Source organism: Cellulomonas chitinilytica (assembly GCF_016862675.1).
GTDB lineage: Bacteria > Actinomycetota > Actinomycetes > Actinomycetales > Cellulomonadaceae > Cellulomonas > Cellulomonas chitinilytica.
This window is the reverse complement of sequence record NZ_BONK01000002.1, coordinates 227215-239444: the sequence shown is the minus strand read 5'-3', so window position 1 is coordinate 239444 and position 12230 is coordinate 227215. Positions and strand designations below refer to the sequence as shown.

The 12230-nt window shown below is 74.8% G+C and carries 10 protein-coding genes and 1 pseudogene; all 11 read right to left on the bottom strand.

Annotation, left to right across the window (positions count from 1 at the left end; genetic code table 11):
* Positions 1-18: 18 nt before the first annotated feature.
* Positions 19-1134, bottom strand: a pseudogene (locus tag Cch01nite_RS03620) (ATP-binding cassette domain-containing protein); the annotation flags it as partial.
* Positions 1131-2012, bottom strand: a complete 882-nt coding sequence (locus tag Cch01nite_RS03615) for an ABC transporter permease (RefSeq protein WP_203748668.1) — start codon at positions 2010-2012, stop codon at positions 1131-1133. The gene Cch01nite_RS03615 and the pseudogene Cch01nite_RS03620, both read right to left, overlap by 4 nt.
* 2 nt (positions 2013-2014) lie before the next feature.
* On the bottom strand, positions 2015-3046 hold the full coding sequence (locus tag Cch01nite_RS03610; protein ID WP_203748666.1) for an ABC transporter permease: 1032 nt from the start codon (positions 3044-3046) through the stop codon (positions 2015-2017).
* The gene (locus Cch01nite_RS03605; protein WP_203748664.1) at positions 3043-4362 is read right to left on the bottom strand and encodes an NtaA/DmoA family FMN-dependent monooxygenase; all 1320 of its coding nucleotides are present in this window, start codon (positions 4360-4362) and stop codon (positions 3043-3045) included. Before Cch01nite_RS03605 ends, Cch01nite_RS03610 begins: the two co-directional genes overlap by 4 nt.
* Positions 4359-5378 carry an LLM class flavin-dependent oxidoreductase gene (locus Cch01nite_RS03600; protein ID WP_203748662.1) on the bottom strand — a complete coding sequence of 340 codons (1020 nt, stop codon included), beginning with the start codon at positions 5376-5378 and terminating at the stop codon, positions 4359-4361. The genes Cch01nite_RS03605 and Cch01nite_RS03600 overlap by 4 nt, the downstream gene beginning before the upstream one ends.
* Positions 5375-6394 carry an aldo/keto reductase gene (locus Cch01nite_RS03595; RefSeq protein WP_203748660.1) on the bottom strand — a complete coding sequence of 340 codons (1020 nt, stop codon included), beginning with the start codon at positions 6392-6394 and terminating at the stop codon, positions 5375-5377. Before Cch01nite_RS03595 ends, Cch01nite_RS03600 begins: the two co-directional genes overlap by 4 nt.
* Entirely contained in the window at positions 6391-7461 is a 1071-nt protein-coding gene (locus tag Cch01nite_RS03590; RefSeq protein WP_203748658.1) for an aldo/keto reductase, read from the bottom strand. Before Cch01nite_RS03590 ends, Cch01nite_RS03595 begins: the two co-directional genes overlap by 4 nt.
* Before the next feature lie 44 nt (positions 7462-7505).
* Entirely contained in the window at positions 7506-8687 is a 1182-nt protein-coding gene (locus Cch01nite_RS03585) for an acyl-CoA dehydrogenase family protein (RefSeq protein WP_203748656.1), read from the bottom strand.
* Between the two features lies 1 nt (position 8688).
* Positions 8689-10086 carry an O-acetylhomoserine aminocarboxypropyltransferase/cysteine synthase family protein gene (locus Cch01nite_RS03580; RefSeq protein ID WP_203748653.1) on the bottom strand — a complete coding sequence of 466 codons (1398 nt, stop codon included), beginning with the start codon at positions 10084-10086 and terminating at the stop codon, positions 8689-8691.
* On the bottom strand, positions 10083-10964 hold the full coding sequence (locus Cch01nite_RS03575) for an LLM class oxidoreductase (RefSeq protein ID WP_203748650.1): 882 nt from the start codon (positions 10962-10964) through the stop codon (positions 10083-10085). The genes Cch01nite_RS03580 and Cch01nite_RS03575 overlap by 4 nt, the downstream gene beginning before the upstream one ends.
* A gap of 25 nt (positions 10965-10989) precedes the next feature.
* A complete protein-coding gene (locus tag Cch01nite_RS03570; RefSeq protein WP_203748648.1) occupies positions 10990-12222 on the bottom strand; it encodes an LLM class flavin-dependent oxidoreductase in 1233 nt (410 codons plus the stop codon).
* Between the last annotated feature and the right edge of the window lie 8 nt (positions 12223-12230).

Sequence of the window (12230 nt, the reverse complement as noted above, 5' to 3'; positions counted from 1 at the left end):
GACGCGGCCGCCGTCGGGCGTGCCGAGCCCGACGAGCAGGCGGGCGAGCGTGGACTTCCCGGCGCCCGACTCCCCGACGATCGCGTGCGTGCGTCCCGGGTGCACGTGCAGGTCGACGCCGGCGACCGCGTGGATGGTGCGGCGGGTGGGGCCGTGGCCGACGTGGAACGTCCGGCTGACGCCCTCGGCGGACAGGACGGGACCGGTCGACCCCGCGATGGTCGGCTCCGGCGCGGGCGCCGGGGTGTGCGTCGAGGTGTCCGTCGGCGCGAGGCGGACCGAGCTGCGCGTCGGGGCCGCAGCGAGCAGGCGCCGCGTGTACGGGTCCCGCGGGGCGCGCAGGACGTCCCCGGCGTCGCCCTCCTCGACGACCCGGCCCTCGTGCATGACGACCACCCGGTCCGCGCGGTCGAGCGCGACGCCGAGGTCGTGCGTGACGAGCAGGACGCCGATGCCGAGGTCGCGGCGCAGGGCGCCGAGGTGGTCGAGGATGACGCGCTGCACGGTGACGTCGAGGGCGCTCGTGGGTTCGTCGGCGACGACCAGCTTCGGGTTCCCGGCCAGCGCGATCGCGATGAGCACACGCTGGCGCATCCCGCCCGAGAGCTCGTGCGGGTACTGCTCGTAGACGCGGCGGGCGTCGGCGAGCCCGGCGACCTCCAGGCTCTCGACGGCCCGGGCGACCCGTTCGGCCGCGGTGCGGGGCCGGCTCGCGGGCTCGTTCAGCACGACCGCCTCGAGCACCTGCTGGCCGACGCGCTTGGTCGGGTTCAGCGCGGTGCCGGGGTCCTGCGGGACGAACCCCACGTACGACCCCCGGACGCGGGACAGCCGCCGGTCGCTCCACCGCGTGACGTCGACGCCCGAGTACTCGACCCGGCCGCGCGTGATGCGGCCGTTCGCGGGCAGCAGGCCCAGGGAGGCCTGGACGAGCGTCGACTTCCCGGAGCCGGACTCGCCGACGACGGCGACGAACTCACCCGGCTCCACGTGCACGTCCGCCGCCGCGACAGCCTCCCGGCGGCCGCGGTCCGTGCGGTACGTGACGGCGAGGTCCGCGACGCGCAGCAGCGGCGCGGCGGGCTCGTCGGCGCGGGTCGGGTCGACGACCGGCGCCGCGGTGGTGAGCGTCATGAGGTCTCCTGGTGGCTGCGTCGGAACGACGTGGCGATCCGGTGGCTCGACAGCACGAGCGCCGCGATGAGCACGCCCGGCAGGACGGAGATCCACGGGTACTGCCCGACGAAGTCGCGGCCCTCGGCGACGAGCAGGCCCCACTCCGGCTCGGGCGGCGGTGCGCCGTACCCGAGGAACCCGAGGCTCGCGACGGCGAGCACGGACGTGCCGATCTCGAGCGCCGCGAGCGCCAGCACCGAGCTCATCGAGTTCGGCAGCACGTGCTTGAGGACGACGGCGGCGCGGCGGGCCCCGACGCCGTCGGCCGCCTCGACGTAGTCGCTGCTGACGACCCGGACGACCTCGGCGCGCATGACCCGCGCGAACGACGCGATGGACGCGATGCCGACGGCGAGGGCGATGTTGCGCGTCGAGTAGCCGAGCATCGCGACGATGACCATGGCGAGGAGCAGGCTCGGGATCGCGAGCCCGACGTCGACCGTGCGCATCACGGCGGTGTCGACGTGCCGGCCGAAGTAACCCGCGACGAGCCCGATGAGCCCGCCTACGGTGAGGGCGACGAGGACGGCGATGAGCGTCGCCGTGAGGGTCGCCGAGGCACCGTGCACGGCCCGCGAGTACAGGTCGCGACCGAGCCGGTCCGTGCCGAACGGGTGGCCCCAGCCGGGCGGCGCGAACGACAGCGCGCTGTCGCCCTCGTACGGGCTGGCGTCGGTGAAGACGTCGGGCACGACGGCCCACGCGACGGCGACGAGGACGACGACCCACGACAGCAGCAGGGTCGGCTGGCGGGCGATGTCGCGGACGGTGTCCGTGAGGCGCCGGAGCGTCGCGGTGGCGGCCGCGCCGGGGGCCGTGAGGGTGAGGGTGCTCATGGTCAGGTCCTCACGAGGTCGGCGGGAGCGGCGGGCTCGACGTCGGCGGTCGCGGGCGCTGCCGTGACGGCCGGTGCGGTCACGTCGGCGGGCTTCGCTCGCAACTCGGCGCGCAGCCGCGGGTCGAGCAGCGGGTAGACGACGTCGACGACGAGGTTGATGACGGCGAAGGTCAGCGCGACGAGCACGACGACGCCCTGGACGAGCGGCACGTCCTTGCTGTTGATGGCGACCTGCGTGAGCCGCCCGAGACCCGTGCGGGAGAAGATCGTCTCGATGATCACGGCGCCCGCGATCAGGTGGCCGAACGTGACCCCGGCGATCGTCAGGGCGGGCAGGCTGGCGTTGCGGGCGACGTCGCGCACCACGATCCAGCCGCGGGTCGCGCCCTTCGCGGTCGACGTCGTCACGTACGGGCTGGCGAGCTCGGTCTCGAAGCTGCGCACGAGCAGCTGCGCGATGGGTCCTGACACGGGGATCGCGAGCGTCACGAGCGGCAGCACGAGCCCCCTCCAGCCCGCGTCGCCGAAGGACGGGAACCAGCCCAGCCGGAACGAGAACACGTGGATGACGACGATCCCCAGCAGGAACACGGGGACGGACACCGACGCGGGGGGCAACGCCTCGACGAGTGCGCGCACGAAGGGGACGCGCGTGGTGGTGGCGACGACCGCGATCCCGAACGCGATGACGACGGCGAGCAGGAGGGCCGCCACCGACAGCACGATCGTCGCGGGCAGCACCTCGCCGATCGCGTCGGAGACGCGCTGGCCGTTGTGCACCGAGTTCCCGAAGTCGCCGGTCAGGGCGTGGCCGAGCCGGTCGAGGTACTGCAGCGGCACGGGCTTGTCGAACCCGTACATCGCCGCGACGCTCGCCTTCGTCTCGTCCGAGACCGTGTTGATCTCGGACGGGTCGAACATCAGGTCCTCGGGGTTCGCGGGCAGCACGTAGAGCAGCACGAACGTGAGGGTGAACGCGGCCCAGACCACGAACAGCGCGCGGCCGACCTTGAGCAGGAGGTACCGGGTCATGTGCGCGCGACCTCCCGTCGCCGCACGGGTGCGAGGCCGTAGCTCTCGCGCAGCGTCGTGCCCGAGTACTCCCGCTGGAACGACCCGCGGTCCTGCAGGAGCGGGACGACGTGGCCGGTGAACGCCTCCAGGTCGGTGGCGGTGTCCGCGGGCATGATCGTGAACCCGTCGGCGGCGCCCGCCCGGTACCAGGCGTCGAGGTCGTCGGCGACCTGCTCGGGCGTCCCGACGACGAGCCGGTGCCCGGCACCGCCGGCGGAGCGGTGCACGAGGTCGCGAGGCGTCCGGGGACCCCGTTCGAGCAGCGCCCGGGTGCTGGCCTGGAAGCCTTCGGAGCTGCGGCGCTCCGCGACGTCCGGCAGGTCGGCGAGCGTGAGCGGGTCGTCGGGCCGGTGGCTGTCGGGCGGCAGGCCGAGCGACGCGAGCAGCTGCGCGGTGGCGGTGTCGATGTCGATCGTGCCGAGCACGTCGTCGGCCCGGCGCCGTGCCTCCTCCTGCGTGGACCCCAGGAGGACGACGACGCCGAGCGACACGATCGGCCCGTCGTCCCGGCCGAAGGCCCGCGCCCGCAGCCGCAGGTCCTCGCGGAACGCGACGGCCCGCTCGGGCGTCTGCGCCACGGCGAACACGACGTCCGCGAACCGTGCCCCGAGCCGCACGCCGCCCTCCGACGCCCCGGCCTGCACGAGCAGCGGCCGGCCCTGCGGCGACTCGGGGATGCTGAGCGGCCCGCGCACGGAGAAGAACTCGCCGGCGTGGTCGATCGCGTGGACCTTCGACGGGTCCGCGTATCGCCCGGACGCCTTGTCGGCGACGATCGCGCCGGGCTCCCACGCGTCCCACAGCGCGGTGATGACCTCGAGGAACTCCTCGGCACGCCGGTAGCGGTCCTCCTTCGCGGGCGGCTCGGCGAGCCCGAAGTTCGCGGCGGCCGCGGGCGAGTAGGTCGTGACCGCGTTGAGGGCGGCCCGGCCGCCGGTGACGTGGTCGAGCGCCGAGTACCGCCGCGCGAGGTTGTACGGGTCGTTGTACGTCGTGCTCGACGTGGCGACCGCGCCGATGTGGCTCGTCCCGGCGAGCAGGCTGGCGAACAGCACGACCGGCTCGATGCCGGCCTCCGGCGCGCGCTCGATGGCGCCCGTGAGCGCCGGCCCGTCGCCCACGAACACGGCGTGGATCTTCGCGCGCTCCGCCTCCTGCACCAGCCGTCGCAGGTAGGCGACGTCGGTCTGCGCGAACGGGTCGTTGGCGGGCAGCCGCCAGGCCGTCCGGACGTGCCCGGGGTTCTGCAGCGAGAGGTTGAGGTGGTAGCTCATGACGCCTTCCAGCCCAGGCGCGGGGCGACCTCGGTCGCGGTGGCGGTGAGGAGCCGCAGGTGCTCGGCCAGGTCGGGCGCGGCGGGCGGGAAGCTCACCAGGAGGTCGGTCGCCTCCGCGAGACCCGCGTCGGTGGCGAGCCCGTCGGCGATCTCGTCGGGGGTGCCGAACCGGGTCCGGTCCCGGTCGAGGTACTCGGCGGGGGAGGCGTCGGCGATCTCGGGACGTCCGCGGCCCTGCCACGCCTGCCACCGCCGCGCGCCGGGCGCCAGCTTCTCGAGCGCCGCCTCGCGGGACACGTCCGGGTAGACGGCGCGCGAGACGAGCACCCGCGGCTCGACGCCCTGCGGGAGCGCCGAGCGGTACGCCTTGATGAGGGACGCCTGCGCGGACTCGTCGAGGTTCGGGTTCCACGCGGTCGCCCGGGACAGCTGCAGGCCGTCCCCGGCGGCGGCGGCCCGCACCGCCTGCGCCTCGGCGACCTCGGGCGCGCTCGACGTCGCCTGCCACAGCCGCCGGCGCACGCCCGCCCCGGCAGGGTGCAGCCGCTCGCCCGCGCTGTTCAGCGGCGTCCCCTCGAGCACCTCGTGCAGCCGGTCGACGGCCGCGTCCCATGCCGCGTGCCGCTCGGCGAGGTCCCGGCCGAACGCCTCCCAGGCGCCCGGGAACGGGCCGGACCCGATCCCGAGCTCCAGGCGGCCGCCGCTGAGCGCGTCGAGGGTCGCGGCGTCCTCCGCCACCCGCAGCGGGTCCTCGAGCGGCAGCACGAGCACGCCGGTGCCGAGCCGGATGCGGCCCGTGTGCTGCGCGATCGCGGCCAGCAGGACCAGCGGCGACGACACGTGCTCGTTGCCCTGCCGGAAGTGCCGCTGGATGACCCAGCCGGAGTCGTACCCGAGCTGCTCGGCCCGCTGGAACAGCGTCACCGCGTCGGCGAACGCCTCGGCGGGTGCCTGGTCGCGGTCGAGGTGGAGCAGGAACCCGAGCCTGCGGATCCCGGTCGTCCCAGCGCTCACTTCAGCCTCAGACCGGTGCCGTGGACGCCGTGCTCGTCGACGGAGGCGAGCTCGGCGTCGGTGAGGGGCGCAGCGTCGAGTGCGGCGAGGTTGTGCCGGAGCTGGTCGACCGAGCTCGCGCCGACCAGCGCGCTCGTCACCTCGGGACGCCGGAGCACCCACTGCAGCGCGAGCTGGGCGAGCGACTGGCCGCGCTCACGGGCGAGGGCGTCGAGCGCCGCCGCCCGGGTGCGGTAGTCGGCGGTGATGTCGTCGGGGGAGAGGAAGTCGCTCTGCTCGGCCCGCGCCCCGGCGGGGACCAGCCCCGTGAGGTACTTGTCGGTCAGCAGGCCCTGGGCGAGCGGCGAGTACGTGACGAGGCCGACCCCGTCACGGGCCGACTGGCCGAGGATGTCCTCCCGCTCGATGCGCCGGTCGAAGATCGAGTAGCGCGGCTGGTGCACGAGCAGCGGGACGCCGGCCGCGCGCAGCAGCTCGGCGGCCTCGTGCGCACGCTCGGCGGAGTAGTTGGAGATGCCGACGTACAGCGCCTTGCCCTGCCGGACGGCGTCGACGAGCGCCGAGACGGTCTCCTCCAGCGGGGTGTTCAGGTCCGGGCTGTGCGAGTAGAAGATGTCGACGTAGTCGAGGCCGAGGTCGCGCAGGCTGTGGTCGAGCGAGCCGAGCAGCGACTTGCGGGAGCCGCCGACGAGGTACGGGCTGCGGCCGATCGGGTTGCCCGCCTTCGTCGAGACGACGATCTCCTCACGGTGACCGCCGAGGTCCTCGCGGAGCAGGCGGCCGAAGTTCTTCTCGGCGGCGCGGTGCGGCGGCCCGTACCGGTTGGCGATGTCGAAGTGCGTGATGCCCAGGTCGAACGCGGCGAGGAGGATCTCGCGCTGCGTCTCGTACGGGTGGCGGTCGCCGAACTTCTGCCACAGGCCGAACGACACCGCGGGCAGCAGGAGGCCGGAGCGGCCGGCCCGGCGCAGCGGGAGACGGTCGAAGCGGTCGTCGGAAGCGGTCCAGGTGGTCATCGGGTCTCTCCGGTCTCGTTCAGCGGGGTGGTCGGCTGCGGTCGGCGCAGGCGGGCGGGGGTGAGCGCGGGCAGGACGACGCCGTTGTCGCGCTCGACGAACGTGGTGCCGGGCGCGACGATCTCGTCGATCCGGTCGAGCACCTCGTCGGACAGCACGGTCTCGGCGGCGTCGAGGTAGGCGTGCAGGTGCTCGACGGTGCGCGGCCCGACGATCACGGAGGACACGTCGGGGTGGTGCAGGGCGAACGCGACCGAGAGCTGCACGAGCGTCAGGCCGTGCTCCTCGGCGAGCCGGGCCAGCGCGTCCGCGGCGGCGAGCTTGGGGGCGTTGCGCGCGAGATCCACGTCGAACCGGCCGGGGATCTTGCCCGAGCGGGTGGTCGCCGGCTGCGGCGCTCCCTGCCGGTACGCCCCGGACAGCCACCCTGCGGCGAGCGGACCGAACGTGAGGACGCCCAGCCCGAAGCGGCGGGCGACCGGCAGCGTGCCGCGCTCGATCCCGCGGATGAGCGCCGAGTACGGCACCTGCTCCGTCGCGGGCGCCACGAGCCGGTTCTCCCGGGCGAGGTGCTGCGCCTCGACGAGGTCCTCGACCGGGAACACCGACGTGCCGTGGTAGCGGATCTTGCCCTGGCGCACGAGGTCGTCGAGCACCCCGAGCGTCTCGAGCAGGTCCGTGTGCGGGTCAGGGCGGTGCGCCTGGTACAGGTCGAGGTGGTCGGTGCCGAGGCGGCGCAGGCTGTCCTCGACGGCGCGCACGACCCACCGCCGGGAGTTCCCGGAGCTGCGCGGGTCCTTGCCGATCTGCCCGTGGAACTTGCTGGCCAGGAACACGTCGTCGCGGCGCCCGGCGAGCGCGGTGCGCAGCAGCTCCTCGGACGCGCCCTGCGTGTAGACGTCCGCGGTGTCGATCACGGTGATGCCGGCGTCGAGCGCGGCGTGCACGATCCGGATCGCCTCGTCCGTGCCGGACGGCGCGCCCTCGCCGAAGTTCATCGCGCCGAGCGTCAGCCGGCTCACCGGCACCCCGGTGCGGCCCAGGTAGGCGGTTCCCCCTGCGGTCATGGTGTGTCTCCTCGGGTCGTACGGTCGGGATGCAGAGTCGGGGTTCAGAACAGCCCGGTGGAGGGCGGGAGCTCGCCGGTCAGCAGGTGCGCGCCGACGACGGCCGCCTTCCAGGCGACGGGGTTGTGGTTCGCGACCGTGCGCGCGTTGCGCCAGTGCCGGTCGAGGTTGTGCGCGCGGCCCGTGGCGGAGCCGCCGCCCACGTCGAACAGCCGCTGCGCGGCGGCGAGCGACTCCCGCACGGCGGTGACCTGGGCGGTCGCGACGGCGATCGTCGCGTCCGTCGTCGGTGGCGCGCCGTCGGCCGCCGCCCACGCGACGTCCAGGTGCTCGGCTGCCACCAGCGCGGCCGAGCGGGCCGCGAACGCGTGGGCGGCGATCTCGCCGACGGCCTCCCGGACGTACGGGTCGTCGACGGACCGGTCCGCGGAGCTGTGCTTGATCGGACGCGCCCGGTGCTGCGCGAACGCGACCGCGTCGTCCAGCACCGCGTGCGCGATGCCCGCGAGCACGGCCACCAGGTAGAGCTGGGCCAGCGCGCCCACCGGGTGTCCAACGGAGCGGCGCACGGCGTCCACCTCGTCCGCCGAGACGCGCACACCCTCCAGCACGGTCGTCCCCGACGCGGTGAGCCGCTGACCGACGGCGTCGAAGTCGTCGAGCACCTGCACGCCGGGCCGGTCGGTCGGGACCGTGAACGTCACGACGACGCCGTCCTCGTCGGTCGCGCTGCCCGAGAACCACCGGGCGTGCAGGCCGCCGGTGCTGTAGAACTTGCGGCCGCTCACCACGTACCCGTCGCCGTCCCGCACGATGGTCGTCGCGACCGCGCCCGGGCGGCCGTCCGCCTCGTTGCGGGTCCCCGCGAACAGGTCGCCGTCGAGCACGCGGCGCAGCGTCCGGTCCCGCGCGGCGGACGGCGTGACGTCCTGCGCGAGCCCGTCGGCGACGAGGAACCCGGGCCGCAGCGCCTGCGCGACGTTGGAGTCCGCGCGGGCGATCTCGATGACGAGGTCGACGAGCTCGCGGACGCTCGCCCCGGCGCCGCCCTCGTCGACGGGGACGCGGAAGCGCAGCACCCCGAGGTCGGCGAGCTCGCGCACCTCGGCGAACGGGTGCCGGCGCTCGGCCTCGCGGGCCGCGGACCCGGCGGCGAGGACGTCGAGGACCGGCCGGAGCGCGGCCCGCAGCGCGGTGGGTGTCAGGGGCAGGGTCGGCGCCGCCATGTCAGAGCCCTTCCGCGGGCGTCGTCGCGGCGGTGCCGCCCCGGGCGAGCAGCGACGGCGGTCGTTCGCCGCGCAGCACCCGGAACGCCCGGTCCAGGTCGGCGAGCAGGTCGTCGACGTCCTCGATGCCGACGGAGAGCCGGATCAGGCCGGGGTGGATGCCCGCCCGCTCCCGCTCCGCCGCCGGGAGCTTCGAGTGGGTCGTCGTCGGCGGGTGCAGGATCAGCGAGCGCACGTCGCCGACGTGCGTCATCCGCGTGAAGATCTCGACCGCGTCGATGACGGTCCGGGCCGCGTCGAGCCCGTCCGCCAGCGTGAACGCGAACACCGAGCCCGCCCCGCGCGGCAGGTAGCGCACGGCGAGGTCGTGCTGCGGGTGCGACTCGAGACCGGCGTAGTCGACCGACGAGACCTCCGGCTGCTGCTCGAGCCACCGCGCGACGGTCAGCGCGTTGTCGGAGTGCCGCTGCACGCGCAGCGACAACGTCTCCAGGCCCTGCTGGAGCAGGAACGCGTTGAACGGCGACAGGCTCGGGCCGAGCCGCGACGCGACGGCGCCGCGCGAGTACGCGAACGCCGCGAGCCCGCCGAACTTCTCGACGAACGACGGCGTCCCCGGGCCGCTGGCCGGGGCGGCGAGGTGCGGGTAGCGGTCGGTGTGCGCGGCCCAGTCGAAGCGACCCGCGTCGATCACGACTCCGCCGATCGCGTTGCCGTGCCCGGCGAGGAACTTGCTCGTGGAGTGCACGACGACGTCGACGCCGTGGTCGACGGGCCGCACCAGGTACGGCGTCGCGAGGGTCGCGTCGACCACGAACGGCGACCCGTGCTCGTGCGCCACCTGCGCGATCGCCGCGAGGTCGATGAGGTCGTTCTTCGGGTTCGGGATGACCTCCCCGTAGAACAGCCGGGTGTTCGGGCGGACCCGCCGCCGCCAGTCCTCCGGGTCGTTCGGCTCGTCGACGAACTCCACCTCGACCCCGAACCGGGCGAGGTTGTGCCGGAACAGCGCCCGGGTGCCCTCGTAGATGCTCGGGGCGGACAGGACGTGGTCGCCCGCCTGCACGATCCCGAGCACCGCGACCGTCACGGCCGCCTGCCCGCTGCCGACGAGCGTCGCCGCGGCGCCGCCCTCGAGCTCGGCGACGAGCCGCTCCACGGCGGCGTTCGTCGGGTTGTTGATGCGCGAGTAGACGTAGCCGGGGTCGTCGCCGGCGAACCTGTCCCGCGCCTGGTCGAAGTCCTCGAACACGAAGCCCGCGCTGAGGTACACCGGGTTGATGCGTGCGCCGTAGCCCAGGTCGGTCGTGTCGGCGCCGTGCACCTGCACGGTCGTGAAGCCGAGGGTGCGAGGTCCGGCCACCGTCTCGGTGGCCGTCTCGTCGAGGTTCAGCGTCATGCGTGGACGACCTTCCGGGCCAGGGTGACGTGCAGGGGAGCGTCGCGATCCGCGGTGACGAGGCCGGCGCCGTGGAGCGCGGCAAGCCAGTGGTCGACGACCGGGGCGAGCGAGTCCGGGGACGCCGGGACGCGGACGACGAGCGCGTCGGCGTCCCCGGACTGCTCGGCCGCCGCGAGGACGGCGTCCAGGAGCCCGTCGGGTCCGTGCCCTGCGGCGCGGGCGCTGACGACGACGAGCCGGGCAGCTCCCTCGGGGGACGCGTCGTCCGGCCCGACGAGCACGCCGTGCGCACCGGTCGGCACGGCGCGCGCGCCCTCGACGAGCAGCACGGGCTGCTCGTCGGCGGCGGCAGGCACGTTCAGCGCCCCGGCGACCCGGTACGTCGCGCCCTCGAACGCCGGGGGCACGAGCAGGCCGACGTCCGCGAAAGTGCCGCTCGCGGCGTCGCCTACGAGGGCTTCAGCGGGGAAGCTCGACCACAGCGCCCGGACGACCGCGACGTACTCGGCGAACGACCCGGGGCCGTCGACCGCACCGGAGGCCCGCGTGAGGGGGTCGATCCCACCGGGCCGCAGGAGCAGCCCCGCGCGCCCGCCCGTGATCCGCGCGAGCGACTGGACCCGCCGCGCCAGGTTGTACGGGGCGTGGTGACCGGTGCTCGCCTCGACCACCACGGAGGGGCCGCCGAGCGCGGTGAGCCGGCCGGCGAGGACTGACGGGTCGACGCCGCCCACCGCGGGGTCGGGGGAGCCGGCACCGTCGCGCAGGAGCACCGCGGCGACGTCGGCACGCGCGAGGACGTCGAGCACGGACCGGGCGTCCGTCGGGCGCACGGGCGGGACGTCGAGCAGCAGCGGGATCGCAGCAGGGCTCACGGTCGGCCTCCGTCAGGGGTCGTGCTCACCACGTCGTGGCGAGCGGGCGGTCGGTCAGGGGCAGCGGTCGCACGGGCAGCCCGAGGTGGGCGCGCAGCGTCGAGCCGTCGTACTCGCGGCGGAACAGCCCGCGCGCCTGAAGCACGGGCACGACGCCCTCGGCGAAGTCGTCGAACCCGGACGGCAGCACGTCGGGCATGACGTTGAACCCGTCGGCGCCGCCGGCCCGGAACCAGGTCTCGAGGTCGTCGGCGACCTGCTCGGGTGTGCCGACGACGATGCGGTGCCCCGCGCCGCCGCCGAGACGGTCGAGCAACGCCCGGAACGTCGGCCGCTCGCGGCGGACGATGCCGAGGACGAGCCGGTAGAACGTCTGCGAGCCGTCCGCGTCGTCGGGCTCGGGTAGCAGGTCGAGCGGCACCAGGGCGTCCGGGTCGTGCGCGGACACGTCGAACCCGAGCTGCGCGGACAGCCGCGCGGTCGCGTACGGCCACGGCACGAGCTCGGCGAGGGTCGCCCGGCGACGACGTGCCTCCTCCTCGGTCGCGGCGACGACCGTCGAGACGCCGGGCAGCACGACGACGTCCTCGGGCCGCCGCCCGTGCCGCTCGGCGACGGCCTTGACCCGGGCGCGGTAGGCGATCCCCTCCTCGAGGGTCTGCGACGCCGAGAAGATGACCTCGCCGAGCCGGCCCGCGAGCTCGACGCCGTCGGTCGACCCGCCCGCCTGCACGACGACGGGCCGCCCCTGCGGCGACGGGTCGGCGGCGCCGTCCCAGGCCTCGACGACCCGCGACACCACGTCGGCCGCCCGCGTGTAGCGGTCGGCGTGCGCCGGCTCGGCGGTGCGGCCGAAGTTCCGGGCCGCCGCCGCGCCGGCGGTCGTCACGACGTTCCAGCCGACCCGGCCGCCGCTGAGGTGGTCGACGCCGAGCAGCCGGTGGGCGAGCTCGTCGGCGTCGTTGTAGCTCGACGACAAGGTGCCGACCAGGCCGATGTCGCTCGTCACGCCGGACAGGTGGGCGAGGTTGACGGTCGGCTCGAAGCTGTTGCCGCTGCGGTGCTCGAGCCCGCCGTCGAGCACCGGCCCGTCGGCGAGGAACACCGCGTCGAGCTTGGCGCGCTCGGCGGCCCGGGCGACGCGCGTGTAGTGCTCGATCGTGTACGCGGACGTCGGCGGGTTGTCGGGGTGCCGCCAGGAGCCGCCGAAGACCCCGGAGTTGAGGATGTTGACGTTGAGGTGCAGCTGCTCGCCCACGGCCGGCC